Source organism: Candidatus Nitrospira nitrosa (genome assembly GCF_001458735.1).
GTDB lineage: Bacteria > Nitrospirota > Nitrospiria > Nitrospirales > Nitrospiraceae > Nitrospira_D > Nitrospira_D nitrosa.
In genome coordinates this window covers 114139-139042 of sequence record NZ_CZQA01000010.1, presented here as the reverse complement: position 1 = coordinate 139042, position 24904 = coordinate 114139, and the positions used below count along the sequence as shown (strand labels likewise).

General features: G+C 54.6%; 20 protein-coding genes. 15 read left to right on the top strand and 5 right to left on the bottom strand.

The window, feature by feature from the left end; translation table 11 throughout:
• Nucleotide 1 precedes the first annotated feature (1 nt).
• The 8 genes from COMA1_RS15175 (at nt 2) to COMA1_RS15140 (ending at nt 10520) form a co-directional block, all read left to right on the top strand.
• Nucleotides 2-1636, top strand: coding sequence for a glycosyltransferase family 4 protein (locus tag COMA1_RS15175; RefSeq protein WP_090750051.1), 1635 nt, complete (start codon nt 2-4; stop codon nt 1634-1636).
• 29 nt (nt 1637-1665) lie between these two features.
• The gene (locus COMA1_RS15170) at nt 1666-4098 is read left to right on the top strand and encodes a tetratricopeptide repeat protein (protein WP_090750049.1); all 2433 of its coding nucleotides are present in this window, start codon (nt 1666-1668) and stop codon (nt 4096-4098) included.
• A gap of 7 nt (nt 4099-4105) precedes the next feature.
• A complete protein-coding gene (locus COMA1_RS15165; protein ID WP_090750047.1) occupies nt 4106-4705 on the top strand; it encodes a polysaccharide biosynthesis/export family protein in 600 nt (199 codons plus the stop codon).
• A gap of 99 nt (nt 4706-4804) precedes the next feature.
• The gene (locus tag COMA1_RS15160) at nt 4805-5935 is read left to right on the top strand and encodes a porin family protein (RefSeq protein WP_141654364.1); all 1131 of its coding nucleotides are present in this window, start codon (nt 4805-4807) and stop codon (nt 5933-5935) included.
• 52 nt (nt 5936-5987) lie between these two features.
• On the top strand, nt 5988-7712 hold the full coding sequence (locus tag COMA1_RS15155) for a Wzz/FepE/Etk N-terminal domain-containing protein (RefSeq protein ID WP_176698096.1): 1725 nt from the start codon (nt 5988-5990) through the stop codon (nt 7710-7712).
• Nucleotides 7713-7819: 107 nt separating this feature from the next.
• A complete protein-coding gene (locus tag COMA1_RS15150) occupies nt 7820-8554 on the top strand; it encodes a CpsD/CapB family tyrosine-protein kinase (protein WP_245631118.1) in 735 nt (244 codons plus the stop codon).
• A 33-nt stretch (nt 8555-8587) separates the two neighbouring features.
• Nucleotides 8588-9994, top strand: a complete 1407-nt coding sequence (locus tag COMA1_RS15145) for an AAA family ATPase (protein ID WP_090750038.1) — start codon at nt 8588-8590, stop codon at nt 9992-9994.
• 76 nt (nt 9995-10070) lie between these two features.
• Nucleotides 10071-10520 carry a tetratricopeptide repeat protein gene (locus tag COMA1_RS15140; protein ID WP_090750036.1) on the top strand — a complete coding sequence of 150 codons (450 nt, stop codon included), beginning with the start codon at nt 10071-10073 and terminating at the stop codon, nt 10518-10520.
• A 321-nt stretch (nt 10521-10841) separates the two neighbouring features.
• Here the strand turns inward: COMA1_RS15140 and COMA1_RS15135 are convergent, their stop codons facing one another.
• From COMA1_RS15135 to COMA1_RS15125, 3 genes are all read right to left on the bottom strand, one after another.
• On the bottom strand, nt 10842-12395 hold the full coding sequence (locus COMA1_RS15135) for a Ppx/GppA phosphatase family protein (protein ID WP_090750034.1): 1554 nt from the start codon (nt 12393-12395) through the stop codon (nt 10842-10844).
• 130 nt (nt 12396-12525) lie between these two features.
• Nucleotides 12526-13092 (bottom strand): OmpA family protein, encoded by a 567-nt coding sequence (locus COMA1_RS15130; RefSeq protein WP_090750032.1) that lies wholly within the window; start codon nt 13090-13092, stop codon nt 12526-12528.
• Between the two features lie 33 nt (nt 13093-13125).
• A complete protein-coding gene (locus COMA1_RS15125; RefSeq protein ID WP_090750030.1) occupies nt 13126-16803 on the bottom strand; it encodes an aldo/keto reductase in 3678 nt (1225 codons plus the stop codon).
• Between the two features lie 183 nt (nt 16804-16986).
• On the opposite strand from COMA1_RS15125, the gene COMA1_RS15120 reads away from it, so the two are divergent.
• The 3 genes from COMA1_RS15120 to rnd all read left to right on the top strand — a co-directional run bounded on the left by COMA1_RS15120 (nt 16987) and on the right by rnd (nt 20379).
• The gene (locus COMA1_RS15120) at nt 16987-18429 is read left to right on the top strand and encodes an NAD-dependent malic enzyme (protein ID WP_090750028.1); all 1443 of its coding nucleotides are present in this window, start codon (nt 16987-16989) and stop codon (nt 18427-18429) included.
• A 101-nt stretch (nt 18430-18530) separates the two neighbouring features.
• Complete coding sequence (locus tag COMA1_RS15115; protein ID WP_090750026.1) at nt 18531-19160, top strand: J domain-containing protein; 630 nt, start codon at nt 18531-18533, stop codon at nt 19158-19160.
• Between the two features lie 10 nt (nt 19161-19170).
• Nucleotides 19171-20379 carry a ribonuclease D gene (gene rnd / locus COMA1_RS15110; RefSeq protein ID WP_090750024.1) on the top strand — a complete coding sequence of 403 codons (1209 nt, stop codon included), beginning with the start codon at nt 19171-19173 and terminating at the stop codon, nt 20377-20379.
• A 29-nt stretch (nt 20380-20408) separates the two neighbouring features.
• On the opposite strand, the gene arsC is transcribed toward rnd, so the two are convergent.
• Nucleotides 20409-20759, bottom strand: a complete 351-nt coding sequence (gene arsC, locus COMA1_RS15105) for an arsenate reductase (glutaredoxin) (protein ID WP_090750023.1) — start codon at nt 20757-20759, stop codon at nt 20409-20411.
• Between the two features lie 90 nt (nt 20760-20849).
• Between arsC and COMA1_RS15100 the strand changes: the two genes are divergently transcribed.
• Nucleotides 20850-21242, top strand: coding sequence for a hypothetical protein (locus COMA1_RS15100; RefSeq protein ID WP_141654363.1), 393 nt, complete (start codon nt 20850-20852; stop codon nt 21240-21242).
• Between the two features lie 216 nt (nt 21243-21458).
• Here COMA1_RS15100 and COMA1_RS15095 read toward each other — a convergent pair whose 3' ends face one another.
• On the bottom strand, nt 21459-21884 hold the full coding sequence (locus COMA1_RS15095) for a hypothetical protein (RefSeq protein ID WP_090750019.1): 426 nt from the start codon (nt 21882-21884) through the stop codon (nt 21459-21461).
• A 137-nt stretch (nt 21885-22021) separates the two neighbouring features.
• On the opposite strand from COMA1_RS15095, the gene COMA1_RS15090 reads away from it, so the two are divergent.
• The 3 genes from COMA1_RS15090 (at nt 22022) to COMA1_RS15080 (ending at nt 24766) form a co-directional block, all read left to right on the top strand.
• Nucleotides 22022-23155 (top strand): citrate synthase, encoded by a 1134-nt coding sequence (locus tag COMA1_RS15090; RefSeq protein WP_090750018.1) that lies wholly within the window; start codon nt 22022-22024, stop codon nt 23153-23155.
• Nucleotides 23156-23281: 126 nt separating this feature from the next.
• On the top strand, nt 23282-23731 hold the full coding sequence (locus tag COMA1_RS15085) for an Hsp20/alpha crystallin family protein (protein WP_090750016.1): 450 nt from the start codon (nt 23282-23284) through the stop codon (nt 23729-23731).
• Between the two features lie 93 nt (nt 23732-23824).
• Nucleotides 23825-24766, top strand: coding sequence for a metallophosphoesterase family protein (locus COMA1_RS15080; protein ID WP_090750014.1), 942 nt, complete (start codon nt 23825-23827; stop codon nt 24764-24766).
• Nucleotides 24767-24904: the final 138 nt, after the last annotated feature.

Genomic DNA, 24904 nt, shown 5'->3' with positions numbered 1-24904 from the left:
CATGCTGAATGAACTCTTTTTCAGTTCCATGACCGCTTTGCTGGTCTGCATGGCTCTGATTCCGCTCTTACGGATTGTGGCAGAGCGCTTCCAGATCATGGATCAGCCGGGAGGGCGGAAGGTTCATGAGCATGCGGTGCCACGGATCGGTGGGATTGCGTTTGCTGTCGGCGCCTGCGCCTCGATTGCCTGGTGGGGCCCTAAAGATACCACGACATTCTCAGTGTTATTAGGCTGCGGGATTATCGTAAGTTTCGGTGTGTGGGACGACCGAGTTGATCTTGGCTACAGAACCAAAGTTGTCGGCCAACTGTTCGCTGCGCTTGTTGTGGTGATCTGCGGAGATATCTGGTTTACCACGCTTCCCTTTCTCCCTGATGTGGAAGTGCCTGCCTGGATTGGGATGTTCGTGACGGTCGCATTTCTGATCGGCGTCTCAAACGCGGTGAATCTGACAGATGGCTTAGACGGCCTGGCCGGTGGGTTGTCGTTCTTAACGCTCAGTGGGATTGCCTATCTGGCGTATCTCTCTAGTGACTTGACGGTTCTCGTGCTCACGGTTCCATTTCTTGGCGCGATTTTGGGGTTCTTGCGGTACAACACGTATCCTGCCCGCATTTTCATGGGGGACGGAGGCAGCCAACTCCTGGGATTCATGATGGGGGTACTGGCCGTCTTGCTGACGGATTCATCGCGTGGGCCATTCACGCCGAGTCTTGCCCTATTTCTCCTGGGCCTTCCGTTTTTGGATACGCTCGGAGTCACGGGGCAACGATTAGCCGAGGGGCGGTCGCCATTCGTTGGAGATCGAGCTCATATCCATCATAAGTTGCTCACAGTTGGACTGACTCACTACGAAGCTGTGACTGTGATCTATCTCATACAGGCTAGTATGTTGGGTGTGGCCTATCTGTTACGGTGGCAGTCAGACAGACTCATCGTGCCGCTCTACCTTGTGTTGGCGCTCTCGGTTCTCATGTTATTTATTGCCGTGGGACGAGGACTTCTTCACACCCCAGCGTCACGAGCAGGCTCTGTTCTCTCAAATGCCAGCATCAGCAAATTTGTCAACGGGCCTTGGCTGACGGATGTCCCAATCCAGTTTTTGGCCGTGACCGTTCCATTGTTCTTGATTGCCTTGGTATTTCTTCCATCGACGGTTCCTAGTGACGTGGGATATGTCTCGATTGCCCTATTCGCAGTCGTATTGATCGGACTCTCATGCTCTTCGAGGGTTGCTCCATACTTCGTGCGCGGGGGGCTCTATGTCGGAACCACGTTTTTGCTCTATGTCTGTGAAGGATCTCGAGTTGGTACTGTTTCTGCCGTCGTGATGGCGGACAACGTGTTTTTTATCGTCGCCGCGATCATGGTGCTGTTAAGTCTTCGATTCAATCAAGAGAGCCGTTTTCAGACGACACCGCTCGACTATTTGATGGTGTTCTTGGCCGTGACATTTCCACTTCTCCCAGAGGTCAGTGCCAATGTCTCGCATTTGGGTATCTTCGCTGCCAAACTGGTGGTGCTCTTCTTCTCCTTCGAGTTGCTCCTCCATGCATTTTCCACTCGTGTCAGACAATTAGGACTGGTGTCGCTCTGGATCCTCTTCGGGTTGGGAATTCGGATTTTGTTGTAGCGAATCGCGTTACGTAATAACTTACAAGCATGAATTGTGGATACGTACATAAGCGCTGTGCGCAGAGTGTCAACAGGAGTCGATGTGTCGGCATTATTCTCCTGGCGGGTATCATCGTGACCGCTTGTGGCGGTCCTGAGGAGCGAAAGGCAAAGTACTTTGCGCGAGCGACTGAGTATATGGATGCCGCGAATTATCCCAAGGCGAGAGTGGCCCTGAGAAATGTGTTGAAAATTGATCCAAAGGATGCGGATGCCTATGTCCTCTTTGCTCGGGTTGAGGAAAAGGAAAAGAATTGGCGTAATGCGGTGCAGCTGTATCAGGAGGCCATACGGCTGAACCCTGATCATGCCGCGGCATTGATTACGTTGGGCAAATACTACCTGGAGGCTCGATTGCCCGACCATGTGACGGAAGTGGCAGAGGCGGTACTCAAGAGAAATCCCGGCCACGCTCAGGCGCAGGCGCTAATGATTGCCTCACAGGTCGTTTCTGGCGAGGCGGTTCTTTCTGCCATTCCTAAGGCGGAGGCACTCATCAAGAAGTTCCCGACGGAGCCAGATGTCGCGATTCTTCTTGCGACGTTGTATGGCCAACGTCAGCGATATCGTGACGCCGAGGGCACGTTGCAAGGCGCCTTGGAGGCGCATCCTAAAGATCTGGATCTGCTGAATAATTTGAATGCGGTATTGACCAGAGCCAATGATTTAGCCGGTGCGGAGAGAGTGATCCGTCGGATGATCGACGTCGAACCGGAATCGCTTGATCATCGGATGAGATTGGCGCAGTTCTATGTCAAGCAGACCGCCTATGGTCAGGCGGAAACCGTGCTTCGTGACGCCGTGGCGCGTGATCCTCACAGTGAGCAACGCAGGCTTGTATTAGCGGAGTTCTTTGTGAATAGAAATGATCTCGCGTCTGCCGAACGCGTGCTATTGGAGGCTACAGTCCAGTTACCATATGCCAGCCAACTTCAATTTGGAGTTGCCGCACTCTACAGAAAGATGGGGCAAGACGACAAAGCCCGCGATCGGTATATCGCGTTGACTCATGAATACAACGAGAAGCCGATTGGCCTGGAAGCCAAGGTGAAACTGGCGGAGATGGATTTTCTGACCGGTAAGCAGGTCGACGCGGAACGTCAAGTGCGCGATGTTTTGCAACAGAATCCTCGATCAACTGAAGGATTGATTCTTACTGGGCGGATGGCCTTAACCAGAAGAAACGGGAAGGATGCCGTGCAGGCGTTTCGCACTGTCTTGCATGACCAACCAGAGTTAGCCACTGTGCATTATTTGCTTGGTCAGGCCTATCAGCTTGCCGGCGATATTACTCTCGCTAAGGATAGTTTGGAGAGAGCCGTGGCGCTGTACCCAGATCAGGTGGATGCTAAGCGATCCTTGGCGTTACTAGACAGCAGAAGTGGACGGCACCAGCAGGCCCGTGCGCGCCTTGAGGATCTCTTGAGGCAGCGGCCCAATGATATCACCGCGCTCGACATGCTGATGACGTTGGATGTGGTGACGAAGAATTGGCACGAGGCAGAGCGAACGTTGTCGCGACTTCGCCAGGTGTCAGGTGGCAATCAGTCCGTGGCCCTGTTGGCTGAGGGGCGGTTTTACGAGGCGCAGCACCGCCTGAGGGAAGCGAGTCTGGCCTACGAACGAGCAACTGCGGTCGCTCCAAATGAAGCGGAGCCGTTACTGTTGCTTGTGAAGGTGGAGGTGGGGTTAGGGCAGGTTGCCCGTTCCAGAGCCAGGCTGGAGTCTATCTTGGCTTCCAATAAGGATCATCCCTTCGCGCACGGGCTCCTGGGCGAGGTCTTATCACGTTCACAGTTTCACGAGGAGGCTGCATCACACTATCGGGAAGCCGTCCGAGTCAATCCGAAGTGGATGACCCCATGGCTCAACTGGGCCACGGCGTCCTTGTCGCAGGGTAAGCCTGAAGTGGCGTTACACATTGTGCAGGAGGCGCTTGCAGCCAGCCCTGACAGCGAGGAGTTGTACATGCTGTTAGCGTCGGTGCAGTCCGAGCGGGGACAGTTCGATCTGGCCATGGGAGCGTATGAAGCGACCTTGAGGATCAATCCGGACAACGTATTGGCGGCAAATAACCTGGCTGTCTTACTCGTTGATCACAAAGGGGATCCAGCAAGCCTGCAGAAAGCCTTTGGTCTTAGCAAAGAGTTTGAGAAGGATGCTCCACACCCTTTGTTCATCGATACACTCGGATGGGTTCGATTGAAGATGGGACAATCAGAAGAAGCGATCCGTTTAATGAAGCACGCAGTCGCTAAATCTCCCGACATGTCTGTCCTAAATTATCATCTAGGGATCGCCTTGTTTCAGTCCGGTCAACGATCTGAGGCTCGCACTCACCTATCTAGAGCACTCAAGAGTCAGGATCCGTTTGAAGGGCGACGAGAGGCCGAGCAGGTCCTCGCACAGCTAAGGGGGTAAAAAGGTCATGGTTCGTTCGGTGCGACCAATGCTGAGTACGGGACTGATGATGGGTATCATGCTCGCGGCGATGCCTGTTTATGCTGAGGATCCGATGCCTGCCGCTCTGGTGTCGCAGCTTGAGCCAGGATATCGACTGGGTGCAGAGGATGTCTTACTGGTATCAGTATGGAAAGATGAGCAGCTAACACGTGAGGTTGTAGTTCGTCCGGACGGCATGTTCTCGTTTCCCCTCGTCGGAGACATTCCGGCGGAAAATCAGACAGTCGACGATATTCGTGGAGAGCTGGTCAAACGCCTCACAAAGTTTATCCCGAATCCCAATGTCTCTGTGGCCGTGACGAAAGTTGCGAGCTACAAGGTCTATGTCGTTGGTCGAGTCAACAAGCCCGGTGAATATGTGATGGGCCATTATGCCGATGTACTCCAGGCGCTCAGTCTTGCCGGAGGGCTGACCCCGTTTGCCGGAGAAAACGATATTAAGGTGATGCGCCGAGTAAGAGGAGAGCAGCAGGCCATTCCCTTCCGCTATGGAGATATTCGAAAAGGGAGAGACTTGGAGCAGAATATTCTTCTCCAGCGCGGTGACGTCGTCATGGTGCCGTAACCAATGCAGGGAAGAGATGACGTTGGAGGCCGTGATGACAGTCGATATGTGAGGGGCGTTGGGCGGTTAGCAGTGCTGCTTTGCCTTTTGGGATTCGGCATGGCATACCAAAGCGAGGCAGCAGAATGGTCTCTGTCTCCATCCATTGGGTTGAAGGGAGTGTATAACAGTAACCTTTTGTTGACGCCGCTTCCGCATCACGACACCTACGGGTATTGGGTGACGCCATCGGCGGAGTTTGTGGGAAAGACCGAGCGGCTCGACGTAAGTAGCAAGCTCGCAGCGGATGTTGTCGGATATTTCGGGGAAGAAAACAGGCAATTTACGAACATCGTTGCTCCCTTGTCGATGCACTATCGAATGGAACAGGATCTCTTTGGATTCAATGGAGGATTTACCAGAGACAATACGTTGCTCGGTGAATTGCAGGCAACAGGGGTTGTTCTGCAGTTCGCCCAGCGTAATCAGTGGACCTTTAATCCAACGTGGACCAGGACGGTGACGGAAAAGTTATCAATTCAATCAAGTGTACAGTTGTCCGACACGGCGTATGAAACGGCCAGGTTGGCTGACCATCGGGTGGTGGGTGGATCCAGTGGATTGCAGTATCAGTTGACAGAGCGTGACCAGATTCAACTATCAGGCTCCTATACGGATTTCCGCACAACGGATGCACTCTTCCCATTTCGAGCGAACTTTCCAGGAATTAATATGAGCCTCACGCATGCGTTTGATGAATCGTTGACGGGAACGGTCCATGGCGGTCCCAGGTTTCTGTCCTCCGATACAGAGACACCGGTCGGCTCTATCGGTGCCAAGGAGACCGTGTGGTTGGCCGGGGCGAGTATGACAAAAAAGTTTGAACGGGCTTTGGTTCAGGTTATGTTTGCACGAGATCTGAGCCCCAGCGGATTGGGACTTTTAATTCAGACCAATCGAGGCGAGGTCTCCGGTATCTATGCGGTTTCGGAAACCTTGACCGTCGGGCTGAATGTGGTTGGAATGCTCACGACCGCAAAGGCGGGCACGACTATCGGTGGAACCTTTCCAGAAAGCCGCTATGTCAGTGTAGCCCCGAAGTTGACGTGGCAGTTTCTCGAATGGTGGCGTGCAGAGGTATCGTACATGTACCGATGGCGCGATACCGACAGCGCAATCAGCTCGGCCGAATCTCATGCGACAACATTTATGGTGACGTATTCCCCTCCTCACTTCTCGTTCTCTCACTAACGGTATGGCACAGTCACAAGGATCTGGACAGCATTCCGAGCGAGTCATGGGCGTGAACGACTATTTCGTCGCATTTCATCGGCGTCGCAAGCTTGTCCTCCTCACCACCCTTGGTCTTTTGACGGTGTCATTGCTTTTGGCGTTTCTCTGGCCGCCGACGTATAAGTCAACGGCCACGATCCTGATCGAGGAACAAGAGATTCCGTCGGATCTTGTCAGGTCAACGATTACGAGTTATGCCGACCAACGGATTGAAACGATCAAGCAACAAGTGATGAGTCGCACGACACTTTGGAAAGTGGTCGAGCAATTTAATCTGTACCAGGACCTTCGTGAAAATACGCCGGTCGAGGAGATCGTCAAGCGATTCATCAAAGATATTGAAGTCGAGGTGATCAGCGCAGATGTCGTGGATAAGCGTACACAACATGCCACCAAGGCCACCATTGCCTTTACGGTGTCCTATCAAAACCGAACACCCGAATTGGCGCAGAAGGTGGCGAATGAGCTGACCAGCTTATTCTTGGGAGAGAACTTGAAGAGCCGTGAACGACAAGCGCAGGAGGCCACGTCGTTCCTGCAGCAGGAAGCTGAAAACCTGGCGCGTCATATCAAAGAAATCGATGAGCGCATCGCATTGTTCAAGCACCGAGCGAAAGGGGCGCTTCCAGAATTGATGCCCTTGAATCAGCAACTGCTGAATCAAGCCGAACGTGAATCGATGGATGTCGATCAGCAGATTCGGAGTCTGGAAGAACGCAAGACCTATCTTGAAGGGGAATTGGCGACTGTGAAGCCGAATACACCGATTTTATCCGTGACCGGGGAACGTATCCTCGATTCAACGGAACGTCTGCGCGCTCTGCGCGCTGAATATGCGGGGGCCGCCGCGAATTTATCCCATGAGCATCCTGACATCATGAGGATGAAACAGGAAATCGAAGCGTTGGAGAAGGAGGCGGGGGAGACATCCGATTCCGACGAAGCTTTGAAACGGCTGACTGAAGCGCGTACAGCGCTGGCAGCGGATTCAGAACGATTGGGGTCCGAGCACCCCGATGTTCTGCAGGCTCGTAGAAAAGTAGCCGGCCTTGAACAGGAAGTGCATCGACTGGGAACCGTACCAAGAAAGGTCGTCAATCAACGACCTGAGAATCCAGCTTATATCAATCTGCAGGCCCAGCTGAATTCCGTAACCGCTTCATTGGACGGGCTCCGAAATACCCGCACCGATATCAAACGACGACTGCAAGGGTACGCGACGCGCCTGGAACGGGGGCCTGAGATTGAGCCGGAATATCTGGTCCTGATGCGAGACCGAGATACGTCCGGACAAAAGTATCAAGAAATTCGTTCCAGACTGCTGGAAGCAAAGGTCTCGGAAGGATTAGAGGTTCAGCGAAAAGGCGAACGCTTTTCGCTCATCGACCCGCCGAGTCTTCCCGAGAAGCCATATAAACCCAATCGGCTCGCCATCGTTCTGCTTGGATTCCTTCTCGCGGTGGGCGGGGGGATTGGCGTGGGAGCTGCTGCGGAATCGGTTGACCATTCCATCCGGACGCCCGATCAGCTTGTGGCTTTGACGCAACAGTTCCCGCTCGCGGTGATTCCGTTCATGCCGAACGAAGAAGACCTGTCCCAGGTCAAGCTCAGGCGAAGGGTCGTCCAAACGGCGGGCGTTGGGGTTGTCGCGACGGCAATCGTCTTGGTACACGTCTTTGTGACCCCATTGGATGTCCTATGGTTTTCTGCGTTGAGACGGTTTGGGGTGGAGTAGGCTGGAAGGCTATTATGGATCGTATCCGTACCGCACTTGAGCTGTATAAGGACTGCAGGGGTTCTTCTCCCAGTGGTGAGACCTCCGGGCGAACGAGGGCACAGTCAGTGCCGTCTTCGATTACGTACACACGGACCAGATCACTGAGCATTCCGCACACGGTGTTACGGGGGCATCGCGTGATGGCCGCGCACAAGAAGGGGCCATTCGTCGACGCCTATAAAATTCTTCGAACCCAAGTCACACAGCGGCTTCGGGAAAATGGATGGAATGTCGTCGGCGTGACAAGTCCTGGTTACGGAGAAGGGAAAACCCTGACGGCCGTCAACTTGGCGGTCAGTCTCGCCATGGAAACAACGCAGACAGTGCTGTTGGTGGATTCTGATCTTCAAGACCCTACGGTACACCAGGTATTCGGCTTGAAAGATTGTCTCGGGCTGGCCGACTACTTGCTTGATGATCAGCCTGTGGAAGACTTGCTGTTGCATCCCGGGATCGGGCGATTCGTCTTGCTGCCAGGGGGTCGTGCCATCTCAAATTCAACTGAGATCCTGACCTCACCCAAAATGGTTGCGCTGGTGGAAGAATTGAAGCATCGCTATCCCTCTCGAGTCGTGATTTTTGATCTCCCTCCATTGCTCCATACGGCTGACGTCTTGGCGTTCTCTCCGTACACGGATGCGTTGCTGATGGTCGTTGAGGAGGGAAAGACGACGGGTGAGGAATTGCAGCGTGCGCTCTCGTTGGTCAAAAATTCACGGCCAGTCTTAGGAACGGTGTTAAACAAGGCGGGACGATCGTCCTTGACCCTTGCGGACATGAAAGCAATGTTGGCCACTTAGCCTGCACTGTCGTGTCTAGAACGGCTGACCCCCATGTACGAATCCTTCTATCGGCTCAAGGCTAAACCGTTTGCTCTCCTGCCAGACAGCAGTTTTTTATATCAAGGCTCAGAGCATCAGGCGGCCTATAGTCTATTGGAATATGGCATCCTGAGTGAGGCCCCGTTTATGGTGCTCACGGGCGATCCCGGTGTCGGGAAGACCTCCCTTCTCCAGAAGCTCATGGCTGAGCATGGGACCCGGCACAAAATTGGCTTAGTGACGAATGCCCGGTACGATATCGAGCAGCTCTTACCATGGATCCTGTTATCTCTTGGGTTAAGCACCAAACGACTTGATCCCATCGAAGCCTACCACCTCTTTTCAGAGTTTCTGTCCCAAGAGTCGAAACGATCACGACGTGTCATTCTGGTTATTGATGAAGCTCAAAGTTTAGGTGCCGAGTTGCTTGAAGAGTTGCGATTATTGTCGAATATGAACGACGGGAAGACATTAAAGTTGCAGATCATCCTCTCGGGTCAGCCCGATCTCTATACATTGCTTCAACGGATCGATATGACTCAATTTGCACAGCGGATCGTCGTCGACTATCATCTCAAGCCATTGTCAGAGACCGATACGACGAACTTTATTCGCCATCGGCTGCAGGTCGCAGGTGGGCGTCCAGCGCTTTTTACTGATCAGGCCTGTGGGCTTGTGCATCGATTGAGCCAAGGGAATCCACGACTGATCAATCAGGTGGCAGATATTACCTTGACCTATGGATACGCTGAACAAGCAAGTAGTATCACCGCAAAGTTAGTCGCTCAGGCCGCCCTTGACCGGATCAAAGGAAGAATTCTCCCGTTGGCCGCCACAGAAGAGTTAGCTCAGCTTGCCGCTGCTGTCGACGAACCCTTGGAACACCACGGTCCCAGCCGCATACTCTCAGCGGGTTTGGTTGCCGACGCGCCGTCTGAGGCTGCGTTGAGCCAGTCTTCGGAGGAGGACTATCAAGGCGCAATAGCCTTAAAGGAGCGAGGGCAATTCATAGAGGCTATAGAACTCTTTCATATCGCGGCCAGAGACAAGTCTCTATGGTTCAAGGCCTATGCGCAGGTCGGATTTTGTTATGTCAAGATGCGGGAGCCTCAGGCGGCGATCCAGGCCTTTCGGACGGCCTTGGAGGATCCGATGGCCGGGCCGAACGAAGTGATGGATGTCCTCTATTGTTTGGGGCGCAGTCTTGAATCCGTTGGAAAGGTCGATCAGGCGAGAGAGGTCTATGCCCAGATCAATCAAAGCGCTCCCGCTTTCAGAGATGTCGCGAATCGACTCACCCAAGTGAAAGAGTCTCCGAAGCCCCCACGGAAAGTCGATGAACAGTTCAACGCAAGACCTTCTTGGGTCAGCGGGATGATTGACAATGTTCAACGATTTCTTATCGGCAGCCAGAAGTGACTCGCCTCCAGTAATGCAACTCCCCGTAACCCATTGTGTGGAATGTTCAGATTCACGGTGATTGGTGAAGGCGCTCATGTCTGATTCATCACAGGATCTCTCCGATCCGTCCGTCAGTCCCGAAGAGCGCTATGAGCGAGGACTTGCGCTGAAACAGGCCGGCCTGCATAAGGCGGCAATCGACCAGTTTGAAATGGCAGCCGTCGAGACGGCATTGGCGGTAAAGGCGTATGCGCAGATCGGACTTTGCTATAAGCTGGTTGGTTGCTATGAGGAGGCTGTCCCAGCTTTTCAAAAGGCGTTGAATGTAACCACGGCCTCATCAAAAGAAACAGTTCAGATTCTCTATGTCCTTGGTCGCACGCTGGAATCATTAGGGCGCGTTGGGGAAACCCTCGAAGCCTACCGGTGGATTCGAAGGGAAGATCCGGACTATCGAGATGTGACAGAGCGGATTGAGCGTTTGAGCACCAGGCGTCAGGCTGTTGCCACGAAAAGAATTAGTGCCTCGACAAAAACCTCCTAGTGGCTCGCCGTTCGTAATTACATCCTCACTGATGCAAGATGAGGAGTTCTCAGTCTGGACATGGGAACTTCAATTGGGTCATTGCCCCAACATGCCATGTCGGGCTTGATGGCAAAAGGATTTAGCTCCCAGGTTCACTTACAGCCTGGAACAGAAGCCACATCCTGCGCCCCCCCCCTGTAGCTATCTCGATCGGCTCACACAATCGTTGCGGTATTCAGAGGGGGGATGATTTGATGAGAGAGTCGGCTGATAAAGTTTATGGCCTGGAGTAAATTGAATATCGTCAGTGAGGTGCCGTCGTGAGCAGCATGGATTCTATTATGATTTTCTGGCTTCTATCGGTACGCCAGTGAATTGAACACGGCGGCGAAAGACTTGTTCAAAAAGATCAGCGCGGCTCTTCGCGGCCCAGAGTTCCATCTCTGCGTCGCCCGTAAGGTGCACGTCGATAGCAACCAGCTTCCCAAGTTTGACCTGCAGGCGTTGAATCAGTGAAAAATGGGTCCGGTCGAGTCCATCTGCGATTCGCAAGAGCGAAGCAAGGATCTTGACGGTGCGTTGGAGGCGGGGCGGCAGGCTCGTGAATTCTTCATGTTTGACGGTCGGCAAGGCGCGTCGGTGATAGCGGGCGATATTAGCGATTACGTCGATATCTTCAGCGGTCAATCCGCCGAGATCGCTGTGTTTAATAAGATAGTACGCGTGCTTGTGATGTTGTCTGGGATTGATGTGATACCCCACGTCGTGCAGGATGGCGGCATATTCGAGCCAGGTTCGTGCCTGGTCTCCGAGGTGATGCTCTCGCTGGGTCTGGTCAAACAACTGCAAGGCCAAGTTTGCGACATGGAGCGAATGGGCTTCTGGGGCATGGCAGCGCCGAGCGAGACCGATCACATTCCGACGGCGGACGTCGGGAAAATCCTGTTCGGCCTTCAACCCTTCGCGATGACGGGCGATAAAGTCGTAGATGACTCCTTCCCGAATGGCTTTGTCACAAAGCGTGATTTCTTGTAGCCCGGATAGTTCGAGCAAGCATCGCAGCACGACAGTCGTGGGCAGCAGCGTATCGACGCGTTTGGGATCCAGACCTGGAATGGCCAAGCGGTCTTTCACCGATGAACGAGCCAGCTCGGCTTCAAGGCTTCGGATATGCTTCAAGGGAACGGTGGCCAGGTTATGTTGTGGCAGCGGGCGACCCGTTTGACGGAGATGGATGACCTCACCCACGTTGCCCGCCATCCCTGAGGTGGCGACCAGGGAGTGAAACTTCTTCATCTTAAAGGATCCAAAGGCGTCACGGAGGTGAGTGGTGACGACGGTTTCAAGCGCGCGCATCATGGATTCTGATGGTGGGCTCTTTGTGAGGCATTGTTCGGTGAGCCGGATGGCTCCCAGTTTGAGACTGGTGCCGTGCATGAGGCCCTCTCGATTCCCCACGATCAGCTCGACCGATCCGCCACCGATATCGACGACCAATGTCGCTCCGTCCGGCAGCGCAATACTGTTCTTGACTCCGAGGAAGATCAACCGAGCTTCCTCTACCCCGCTGATGACACGTACTCTCAGCCCAATCTGCTCCAGAATCATCGCCACAAACTCGCCGCCGTTTTGAGATTCACGTACGGCACTGGTGGCGACGGCGATGATTCGCTCAAACCCCTTATTACGGGCAAGTGTGACCAACGTCTTCAGTACAGTCATCGCACGAGCCAGGGACTCGTCGGAAAGACGCTTCGTGGCGAACACGCCGTTGCCCAATCGGGTTATGTCCTTGAACCGATCCAGAATTTTAAAGCTGGCATCAGGCAACACCTCTGCCAGCACCATGTGAATGGAGTTCGTTCCGATATCGATGACGGCTAGTTTGGACACGACGCGACCTCTCTCGTAAACGAGTAGGGACCTTAATGAACAACTAGGGATCTGTCAAGAAGTGGAGTGTGAACAATATGTAACAATCGTGGGGGAGTCTGCCAGCGTGGCGCAGTCCTATTTCTATGGCCTATTGGACGACCAGATGAACACTCCGATTTTTTTGTCGACATTCGCTGCTGTGTTCAAAGCAGAGCGGACGGTCTTTCCCATAACTGGTCGTTGAGACGTCGATGGAGATACCGAGTCGCCGGAGATAGGACTTGACGTTCTTGGCTCGACGCTCGCCCAGCACGAGATTGTACGCGGATGTACCGATATCATCGCCGCGTCCCTCCAAAATGAGGCGGGTGATACTGTCTTGCTGCAGCTGTTTTGCATCGGACTCCAACACGTGGAGGGCGTCACCTTGGATGGCCTCTTGATCAAACTCAAACAAGATGTCGGCCAACATGCTCGATTCCAAACCAGTGGCATTTCGTGCTGTCAGTTCAGACTGCATGGCAGGATTTGTCCGTGACCCGGTGAGGTGGGCATCGGTCGGAGGGATCTCTTTAATGACTGGTTCCGCGATCCGTTCTTCCTGCCCCCGTAGATCTTGCCCGATAAGGGAACCAGATTTAGAAGAACATCCATGCATCAGCAGAACACTAAGGCCAAAGAGGCTGACGAGCGTCACACTGCGTACCGGTGTCATAGGTGTGCCTCTGAGTGAAGAGCATGCCGATCGTCACTGAAGGAGTGACTGGGCTTCTGCATAGATCGGCCGGGTCTCGCTGATCGGCGTCCAGTTCAAGACGGCTAATGAATCCTCAACATACTTCGGTGTTCGCATGCCGTTTAAGACACAAGTAATTCCTGGTGTGCTGCTGAGGATCCAGCACATCTGCTGAGAGAGAGCGGCGGTACGGTGAGTGTCGGGCAAGAGTGGCCTGATCGTGCGTGCAATCCGTTCGGTTTGGACTCGACTCCGCAGCGTGGCCTCGTGCCTGAATGCACGCAGAAGAGCCAGGAGTTCAGGAATGTATCGTTGCCGCCAGTGCTCCCACTGTTCAGCCGTTGTTCCAGAGAGCTGGCGAGACAGCAGCTGGAGGACCTGATTGACGCGCGGCGCAACCATATGGTGCTCAATCTGTTCCCAATGCTCGAGCCCCTGGATCTGTGGTTGGATGCGACGTAGTTCTCCGGACCAGACGAAATAGTCGTTTGGACTTGTCTCGGCGCCTGCCTGTTGGATATTCGGGGCAAGAGCGGTTCGGTATTCCTGTTCAAGTACGTCGACGATACCGAGCTGTCGCTCAATGTCGATTGACGCGTCTTCGACCGGGAGGTCCGCGAGCCGTATCATTGTGTTGCGTGCGACCATGGCATTGAGCGGCCGATTCACCAGCACGGCGATGTGGTGCTCGCGTGCATAGTCAAGAACCGTCTGCGCGTTTGATGGGCCCGTATTAGCGCTTGTGGCAGGGCCTGATTCAAAGAGATTCATCGGGCACTGCAGAACCTGAAAATGATGAGTGGAAGCCCCGACCGATCGTGCTGCTTGTTCAGCTGCATGGACCATGCGCGAGAGGGATGTCCCTTCTGGGTCATCGGCAGATGATGCGACCGTGTTGGAGGATACACCATAATATTGAAGGCGTCCAGCCGCCACTTGTGCTTCAAAATAGGCAAAGGCTCGCTGAAGACGATCGTAGAAATCCGTGCGCAGCCCATCCGAATCTGGTGTGCCGCGATGTCGAGCGTCCAAGAGGAAATATTCAGGATTATGAAGCAGACAGATGTCCAGCGTCGTGAGCCCAAGGCGATCCAATGACAACGCCAGTTGATCCGCCAAGAATTCGGGATGCATGCAATGCCAAATCCCGTCACCGTATTTCACCAGTTCAGGATAGGCCCGGCCGGATCGTTCTCTGGCCTCGGCGAGTGCGAGATTCTGACCCTGGATGTAGCCGATTTTAGACACGATGATGAGTTCATCTCGTCGAATCTCACCGGACGCTGCAAGTTCATGCAGTACGGATCCGACCAATCGTTCACTGTCGCCGTCCGTGTAGTTCGTAGAGGTGTCGATGAGGTTGCACGACGTTCGTATGGCCTGTGTGAGCGCAGACCGATGTTCGGCATGCTGGGTGTCGACGCGATAGGTGCCGAATCCGATGCGTGTGGTGGTGAGCCCGCTCGTACCAAGCAGCGTCAATCCCTGTGCCAGGCCAGCCTGTCCGCTGCGCGTCAGCATGCGCGATGCGTAGGTCGCCGTCCCCTGCGCGGTTGCCTGTCCAGACAGCAACGCGCCGCTCAGCAGTCTTGGCTCACTCTGCAGATCCAAGGAGCTGGACTGCTCAGTCTGTAAGGCCTGCGCAACGGTGCGAGGATCTGTGATCGGCTGTCGACAGGTATAATCCCGACAAATGTAAAGGGTGGGCAGACCGGAAACGGCTGGTCTGTCCTTCAAGAGAGGAAGAGACGACGGGGTCAACGGCGAGCCTGTCGCGATAATGCGATTGGGCAGATAGCATTGGGCTACGGCTTGGCGAAGCGAACCCAGCGTGTTCTGCGCGGGATCCCCGATGAGTGCCAGCTCCACCGGGCCTTCGGTCAAAAAGTCCACAACCGCAAGACTCTTGGCAAACGCTCGAGGATAGCGAATGACCTGTCGGCCGTAGGCACGTACCGCAGTCGTCGCCGCACGGCGCCAGTCATCTCGATCACAGTGGAAGGACAGCCGAGCAAGGGCTGACGCGGCTACAGCATTGGCGCTCGGTGTGGCCCCGTCAGTGCCTTCGCGGTGACGCAAGATAAGTGCTTCATGTTGTTGTGCCGTAGTGAAAAATCCGCCCTGCTCCTTATCCTCAAAGTCTGAGATCAGATGGTCGGCCAATCGTGCGGCGGCATGGAGATACGATTCAGCGGCGCCGGCTTCATAGAGATCGACGAACCCTTCTGCCAAGTAGGCATAGTCTTCCAGATAGGCATCGAGATGCGCGCGACCGGCCCGTGAGGTGCGGAATAAGCGTCCATCGGGTTTGGCATGGTATCGCAACAAGTAATCGGCCGTCCTCGAGGCATGCTGGAGGTATCGGGCGTCGTCAAAGACGCGTGCGGCTTCGGCCATGGCCGAGAGCATCATACCGTTCCAGGCGGTGATGATCTTGTCATCAAGTCCAGGGGGGACACGCTTTCGTCTCGCTTCATACAGCAGGGGCTTCACACGGGATGCGCTGTCCAGCAATTCGTCGGTGGTCAGATTCAGCTGCCTGGCGATGTCGTCGATTGGTCGCAGCCGATTGGGAATATTCGTGTGTTCCCAATTGCCTGCCTCCGTGATGTCATACAGCCCACAAAATCGCCGAGTGTCTTCGTCGTTTTGGAGGACTTCCTGGACCTGAGTCGGTGTCCAAACAAAGAACTTGCCTTCAACACCTTCCGAGTCGGCATCGGTCGAGGAGTAGAACCCTCCTTCGGGACCGGTCATCTCGCGGCAGATATAGTTGAGCACATCGGTTGCGACATGGCGATAGAGCGGTGCCTTGGTGACTTGATAGGCCTCAACATACACGCGGGCCAGCAGCGCGTTGTCATAGAGCATCTTTTCGAAATGCGGGACCAGCCATCGGGCATCCGTCGAGTAGCGCGCGAATCCGCCGCCGATATGGTCGTAGATGCCGCCTGCGGCCATCATGTCGAGCGTCTTGGTCACCATGGTGAGGGTCTGTGAGTCTCCCGATCGCCGGTGACTCCTCAATAAGAACGACAAGCCCATCGCCGGGGGAAACTTCGGCGCCGTACCGAATCCACCATGGGTTTCGTCGAAGTCGTCCTTGAATTGAGAGACGGCTTCGGTCAGTACCGATTCGCTGATGGAGATCGGAGAGGGGGGCTGCTTCGTGCCTTGTAATTGCGCAGTCAGCTCCTTGGCTTGATCGCGGACGTCCGAGGATCGTGTGTCCCAATAGTCGGCAATCTTCTTGAGGACGGAGCCGAAACCTGGCCGGCCCCAGCGGTCTTCAGGCGGGAAGTACGTTCCGGCAAAGAAGGGTTCCTGCTCCGGCGTTAGAAACACCGTCATCGGCCACCCCCCCTGACCATGATTCATCGTGACGGTGGCGGCCATGTAGATCTCGTCCAGGTCAGGGCGTTCTTCTCGATCGACCTTGATACAGACGAACCAGCGATTCATGAGTTCGGCAATGGCCTCGTTCTCGAACGATTCCCGCTCCATGACATGGCACCAGTGGCAGGCGGAATACCCGATGGACAAGAGGATGGGACGGTTCTGATCCTTGGCTGCCTTCAGGGCTTCCGGTCCCCAGGGATACCAGTTAACGGGGTTATGGGCATGTTGCAGCAGGTAGGGGCTGGTTTCGTGGATAAGCCGATTAGGCTTGCCGGTTGTAGATGACGACATGGGCTCAACCTAGCATCAGGACGCAAAGAGCGTCAACGGAACGATGCCCGTATCACGTGAGATGTATCTCGTCTTTCGTAACAAAAAGATGCGATAGGAATTCTTTCCGCCACGCGCTTTACGCTTCACGAACGACGTGTTTGTGGTAGGCTTCATTCGACGAAGGGGGAAATAAGGACACCCATGAGAGACATCGGTCCCTACTCCAATTATCGATTGACGGTCAGACTGGAACTGGCGAATAAACCAGGCATTTTTGCGCAGGTTGCGGCGCTATTGGCGGAGGAGCAGGCGAATCTTGGGGCAGTCGACCTGGTGTCGGCGACCAAGACGCGTATGGTTCGGGACATTACCTTCGACGTCCAGAGCGAGGAACATGGTGAAAAGGTTCTGCTACGGTTAAGTGCAATGCCCGATGTCACCGTGCTGTCGGCTTCCGACCGTATTTTCCTTCTGCATCTTGGCGGTAAGATTCGGGTGGGTAGTAAAGTACCGATCAGCACTAGGAACGTGCTCTCGATGGTGTATACGCCGGGAGTGGGACGGGTGTCCCAGGCCATCGCAAAGGAGAAGTCCAAGGTCTATACCTTTACGAGTAAGAGTAATAGTGTCGCGGTCGTCTCGGACGGCTCGGCCGTGCTGGGGTTGGGGAATCTTGGTCCGGAGGCGGCGCTTCCGGTCATGGAAGGCAAGGTGATGCTCTTCAAAGAGCTGGCAGGAATCGATGCGTGGCCCATTTGTCTCGGTACGCAAGATCCGGATGCCATTGTCCAAATCGTTCAGGGAATCGCGCCAGGGTTCGGCGGCATTAATTTGGAAGACATCAGTGCGCCGCGTTGTTTTGAAATTGAACAGAAACTGAAACAAGCTCTGGATATCCCTGTGATGCATGATGATCAGCATGGCACGGCGGTGGTGTTACTTGCTGCGTTGACGAACGCGCTCCGGGTCACAGGGAAGCAACTGGATCAGGCCAGGATCGTGGTCAATGGGCTGGGTGCCGCCGGTACGGCCTGTTGTCGTATGTTACTGGCGGCCGGTGCCACGCATGTATTGGGATGCGACAAGGAGGGCATCATTCTCTATGGGGAAGCCGAGCAACTCCGGGCCTGCCGAACCGACCTCCGTGCCTGTTTGACCAGAGACAATCCCAAAGGCACGTTGCGCGATGCGTTGAAAGGTGCCGATGTTTTTATCGGTCTTTCCGTCGGCAATGTGGTGACGGCGGATGATCTTGAGTTGATGGCTCCCGCTCGAATTGTGTTTGCCTTGGCGAACCCGGATCCGGAGGTTCCTCCTGAAGTCGGTAGCGCCCATAGCACGATCTTCGCGACGGGGCGCTCGGATTATCCGAATCAAATCAACAATGCATTGGCATTTCCTGGGATCTTTCGAGGGGCGCTCGACGCACAGGCGAGTGAGATCAACGAGGCGATGAAGCTTGCGGCGGCCCAGGCCATCGCCCATGTGATCCCGGAGAATACGTTAAGCGAGGATTACATTATTCCCAGTGTCTTCGATAAGGAAGTCGTCCCCCGTGTGGCGCGGGCCGTGGCGGCCGCCGCCCGCGCCAGCGGCGTGGCCAGAAGACGGGCTAAAGTGGACGATTTCCCCCCGCCTGAGTAGGTCCTTTCCCTTCATTCAGCTGGTTTTGCGAGGTTTCTTGAGCCTTCAGACCGACGTAGCCCCTGTGGTAGAATGCGCCCCTTGGAAGTCAGGGGAGTACGATGCCGTTTTCCACCGCCAAATTTTTGAAGTTTCGAACAGGCATGCAGAAGCGGATCGGTTCATTGCGCGCGAAAACCGAAGAGAGCCTGGACATGGCGGTCGAGAGCATGATGGAAGAGCGGGTGGATGGGTTTTTTCAAGTGGAACATGGCCTGGAGGAAGTCATCAAATCGCTGATCGAAATTGAGGAAGAGCTCGAGGTGATTCGGGATTTGAGCGGCGCCATGCGGCTAGAGTCTCGGTTGGAATTTGTCGAAGATCGATGGGATGAGTTCGATAGTGAAATTCGGGAACGTCCACGTCGGCGGCGTAAGCGGGTCAGTCTGGCCGACATGTTGAAAGCGGCCAGTGGAGCAGGGGCCTTGTCGGAGAATCCGACCGGTGTGAATAACGCGGTGGATGCCTATGCCATCATGGGAGTTGAGTTCGGGAGCTCGTTAGCCGATGTGACGGCGTCATTCCGAGTGAAGGCCAAGCAACTCCATCCGGATGCCAATAACGGTGATCGGAGTTCTGAACCTGAACTCCGTCGGATGCTGGAAGCCTATCAATTCCTCAAGGAATACCTCAGTCTGAGCAATACAGAACCGATGCGACCGCCGGATCGCCCTTATAACCCTTCGGAATGATGCATCGGTAATGATGTCCACTTCACCACAGTATATTACGAGTGCCAGTGAGCTTAGTGAGTTGTGCGAGCAACTTCGTGAGAGTTCCCGCTTGGCATTGGATACCGAATTTGTCGGGGAAGACAGTTTCGTTCCCAAGCTGGAGCTTATCCAAGTCGCGACCGAACAGACAGCGGCGATTATCGATTTTCCAGCAGTGTCGTCGGAGGGTGGCCTCGATAAATTCTGGGAAGTCGTCTGCGATGAGCGGGTTCAGAAGGTCGTGCATGCCGGGCGACAAGATCTGGATCTTTTTGCGGTCCATGCCGGCCAGATACCCAAACCGTTTTTCGATACTCAGATCGCGGCAGCCATGGTGGGCTTTGGCCCGCAGGTTGCCTATGCCAATCTTGTTCAGCGGGTGCATGGGAGACGACTGGACAAGGCCCATACGTTTACCAATTGGAGTGCTCGCCCGCTCTCTCACGATCAACTGGCCTATGCATTGGAAGACGTGACGTTTCTCCTGGCGATCCATGATCATCTGCAGACCAAGTTGTCCAAACTCGGTCGGTTGCCGTGGGTCCATGAGGAGTTTGCGCGTCTGGAAGGAGCGGTCGGCGAGTCTCGACGGGAGCCGCAAGAACGCTATCAACGGATACGGGGATGGGATCAGCTAAAGCCGAAAGCGGCGGCCGTTCTTCGCGAGCTCGCGGCGTGGCGCGAAGGCGAAGCGAAGCGGCGCAATGTGCCTCGCAGCCGGGTCGTGCGGGACGAAGTCTTGCTCCAATTGGCGCGGCATCCGCCACGGCACCAGGATGAGTTACGTCAGGTGAGGGGGCTTCACGGTTCCGAGATTGACCGTAATGGAGAATCGATTTTCGCGACGATTCAGGCTGCGCTCGCGCTTCCGTCGACCGCCTGGCCGGTGCTCAACAAAGAGCGCAAACCCGAACCGGAGTTCAATGGATTGGTGGAGTTGTTGCAGGCGATCGTGAAGGCGCGAGCGTTTCAAGAAGAGATCGCCCCAACCTTGTTGGCCACGACGTCTGATCTTCAAGAGTTGGTTGATGCTAAAGTCGACCGGTCGACGTTGGATCTTCCCCTCCTCAAGGGATGGCGACGAATCTTGGTCGGGGATCTATTACTCGGGGCGTTAGATGGGAAGCTGGTTTTTACCGTCGACCCAACCACACGCGCGATCCGGTGGTCGCCCTCCGAGCCGACCACCGATCGCTGAGTTTTCCAAGCTGGTAAAAAGTCTACAGGCTATAGCAGTTTCTTGATGGAGTCTGCCGGCCTTGCCAGCAGGGCCTGGTCGCCTTTCTCCACGATCGGCCGCTGAATCAGATCCGGGTGTTTGACCATGAGGTCGAGCAGCTCATCATCAGAAAGCTGTTTCTTGGCCAGGCCAAGCTCCTGATAAATCTCTTCTTTGCTGCGAAGCACATCCCGAGGAGAAAGGTGGGCCTTTTTCAATAAGCGCTGTAACTGATCTTTTGTAAAAGGTTGTTCATAATAGTTGATCGATGTGTATGGTTTCCCGCTGTCTTTGAGCAGCTGGACGGCCTGTCGGCATGTGGTGCATGTTGGTTTCTGATAGATCGTAACATTTGCCATAGTGACTCCTTGGTGAAAAAGACCTGTCTTGACGGCTTTTTTTAGTCTATGGTACTCCCTCGCAACCATCTTGCTTGAGAATTGGAGTGAATGATGCCTTGGGTTGGAACGAGTTCCGCCGGTCAATTTGCCTGTGCCACGGCCTCTCAACGAACGTTAAAGGATCTTCGCATCAAACGTAAGGGCCAGCCGGTCTTTGTCTTGGGGCATGTACTGAGTCGCAAAGCTCAGGAGGCGACCTTTGAAGCCTTCAACGACCGACTCGCTGTGGTACGGTTCAGCGATGAGGCGCTTGTAGGGTATGAGCCGAGAGAGCTTCTTCTTCCGACCGAAATCGACGAACAGGCAGTTCCGTACTTCGAGATCCGTTCCTGCCGCTCCTGTGAGCTGCTCTTTCCTCTGACGATTGAAGAGCTGGAGTCCGATCCGGAACCTGAGCAGTGCCCCGACTGTACCTCATCATCAACTGAACACACAGGATAGTGAAACAGACATTTGGTTTCACCTACCCAACCTTGGCTCGCGGCGCGACTCAGCTCGCCTAAGTCCCCGGCGTGCCTATCACCGAACAAGGCCGCAGTTCCCTACAGCTTCTTCCGCTGTTCTACCCTGCAATCACGCCTCACGAAAGATGCTTCACCAGTCTTCACAATCGTGTAGGAACGAAGCAGGAAGTCTCCTGCAGCATCCTGATAGATGTTAATCGACAAAGGGAGCCACTTCCAATGCTTTTTTCAACAGGCAATCTCCTTCAAAGCCCTGCAATACCATCGGTAACATGGCACCATCAATGGCGCGCACCGTTTGGACAAGAAATCCTTCAGAGGTTTTATATCCCTCCAGCTTCAACGCATGACAGAGTTCCAGCTGCTTCCACGCCAAATTCGACAGGATTTGATCGGAAGCCAGCAGCGTCATGTCGGCGACTGTTCCCTCAACGGCCACTTTGGCGGAAACCCGAGTCCTGTCCTTCGGAATCTCATTGACGACGGCAAAGGCGAGGACACTTTCTTCTGCTAAGGCGGAGAATGCTTGCACGACGCTCGCACAGAGAACAAGAAGGCTTCCAATGAGGAAGGCGATCAGTCTCATCTCCGTCCGCAGTTCCCTGTCTGGCATGGCCATTGGTCAGTATGCTTATGCAAATGAAGTATGCCAAGCAGGATGGCCTATTGCAAGAATGACGCACAGCTATGATTGGGGTATGATAGTGAGAGGAGCGTTGAGACTCATACGTTCTTGGTACGTTTGAGGGGGGGGCCATGCCACATGATTTCATGCCAGGTCTTGCCGGAGTGCCGGCTGCAACCTCATCGATCAGCGATGTCGACGGGCAGCGTGGAATTCTCGAATATCGTGGGATCCGAGTGGAGACGCTTTGCGTGGATTCCTCCTACTTGGAAACGGCGTATCTCCTTCTCTTCGGCCATTTGCCATCGAAGAGTGAATTGCTACAATGGACGACGGACGTCACCCAGCATCGACGCATCAAGTTCCGGATCATCGATTTGCTGAAATGCTTGCCGGAATCGGGGCATCCCATGGATGCGCTGCAGGCGGCTGTGGCGGCACTCGGGATGTTCTATCCTGGCCGTAACGTCAAGGATGTCGAGAATAACTACTGGAGTGCGGTCCGGCTTGTCGCCAAGCTGCCGACGATCGTGGCGGCCTGGGCGCGACTGCGTCATGGTGACGATCCCATTTCTCCTCGTGATGATCTCGGGTTCAGCGAAAACTTCTTGTACATGCTGACTGAGTCGGTCACACCACCCGTGTGGGCGGAAGTGTTTGATGACTGCCTGATTCTCCATGCCGAACACACCATGAATGCCTCTACGTTTACAGGGCTCGTTACGGCGTCCACGCTTGCCGATCCGTATACCGTCGTGGCCTCGTCGATCGGCGCGCTGAAGGGGCCTCTGCACGGAGGAGCGAACGAAGAAGTCGTGATGATGCTGAAGGAGATCGGCACGACCGAGAACGCACGGGCCTATGTTGAGGGCGCGCTGCAGAACAAGAAAAAGCTGATGGGATTCGGCCACCGTGTCTACAAGGTCAAAGATCCTCGGGCCACGGTGCTGCAGGAACTTTGTCGGCGATTGTTCAAGGAATGCGGGAGCTCTCCTTTGTATGAGGTGGCGCTCGAGATTGAACAGGCGGCGGGCGAATCGCTGAATCGCAAGGGGATCTATCCGAACGTCGATTTCTATTCCGGCATCATCTACGACAAAATGGGGATTGAGGTCGATCTCTTTACGCCTCTCTTTGCCATGGCACGGGTATCGGGCTGGTTAGCCCATTGGTTGGAGCAGTTGCGAGAAAATAAACTCTTTCGACCGGATCAGATCTATGCCGGCGAGCATAACCGGCCCTACATCCCCTTGAGCCAGCGGTAATCCGCGTATTTCCAAGGCGCTTCAGACTCTTGACTTCCCACCGGGCCGATTTATCTCTTGGATAAGCAGGTGAATCGGCGCAGCGCCAGCGCAAATAACAAGAAATCCTAAATCAAGGAGGGTGTTATGACGCTCGTACGATGGGATCCATTCCGAGAATTAGAAGAAGTGTCAGATCGGTTGAATCGCATGTTTGCTCGTCCGGCTGCGCCGCGCACGAGTGGTAAGGAAACAATGATCGTGGCCGACTGGACGCCGTCGGTCGATATCAGCGAGACAGAGGGGGAGTATCAGATCAAGGCTGAGATTCCCGATGTGAAGAAAGAGGATGTGAAGGTGACGCTGGAAGACGGCGTGCTCACGATCCAGGGTGAGCGGAAGCATGAAAAGGAAGAGAAGGCGAAGAAATATCATCGGATTGAGCGCTCCTATGGGAGCTTTGTCCGGACCTTCTCGCTGCCCGATGTGATCGATGAGGAGAAGGTGAAAGCCGAGTTCAAGGATGGAGTGTTGAATCTCTATCTGCCGAAGTCGGAGAAGGCGAAACCAAAGGCCATCGACGTGAAGGTGGTATAAGTTGGTCGAAAGAGGTCTCCTGAACCAAAGGCCCGCCTGGTAAGGCGGGCCTTTGTATTTGCATCTCCTATCTTGTTCTGTTTCAATTCTTTCATGCGACAAGTCACGATGATCGCTGGGATCCCCCGGTGGATGCTGCTTTGCTTGGGTGCCCTAGGCTTCATGCCTCTGTGGGCAAACGCCCAGGTTTTGGATTCGGCGGACCCTATTGTTGTGGCGGTCGGAGACATCGCCTGTTCGTCCTCGGGCACAGGGGACAAGCGGGGGCCCGCCCTGGTCGAGGTCTGTCGACAGATGGAGACTTCTGATTTGGCGCTGCAGGTCGATGGTTTGGCTGCGGTCTTCACATTAGGAGACAATCAATATCCCACTGGTGCCCTTTCAGATTTTCAGCGTTCATACGATCGCTCATGGGGTCGATTGAAGTCGATGACCCATCCCAGCATCGGGAACCATGAAGGACTTGGAGCGGGCTATTATATGTACTTTGGAGCTGCGGCAGGACCTCGGGAGCAAGGGTATTACAGCTTCGATATCGGAGCATGGCACGTGATTGCCTTGAACAGTAACAGCGAATGTCGGATCGTGGCATGTGATTCGACATCGGCCCAGTTCGCGTGGCTTCATGAAGATTTGGCCGCACATCACTCACGCTGTACGCTGGCCTACTGGCATCATCCAAGATTTTCGTCCGGTCGGCACCAGAACAACAAAGTGATGAACGCAATCTGGGAAGAACTATATGTCTCGGGAGTCGATGTCGTGCTGTCCGGCCATGATCATGACTATGAGCGGTTCGCACCGCTGGATGCCGATGGTCGAGTCGACGAGACCCGCGGGATCCGCTCGTTCATTGTGGGGACGGGTGGTGCACACCATGCTGAGTTCAGCACCATCCAGACCGGGAGCAACGTGCGAAATAACGATACATTCGGCATCCTCAAACTGATCCTCCATCCGACCGGCTACGAATGGGAGTTTCTGCCTGAGGCTGGGAAAACCTTCGTCGATAAGGGGAAGGGCCGCTGTCACTAGCCTGCACTGATTAAGGCCATTCACCAACCCAGGCTCAATCTCCTCTCAGTTTGCTGAAGATCTCGTAGCCCCAAGCCTCGTCGAGCGTTCAGCTTCGGCGGATTGTGTGAATTGGTTTAGTCAAAACGTTTGGTAATT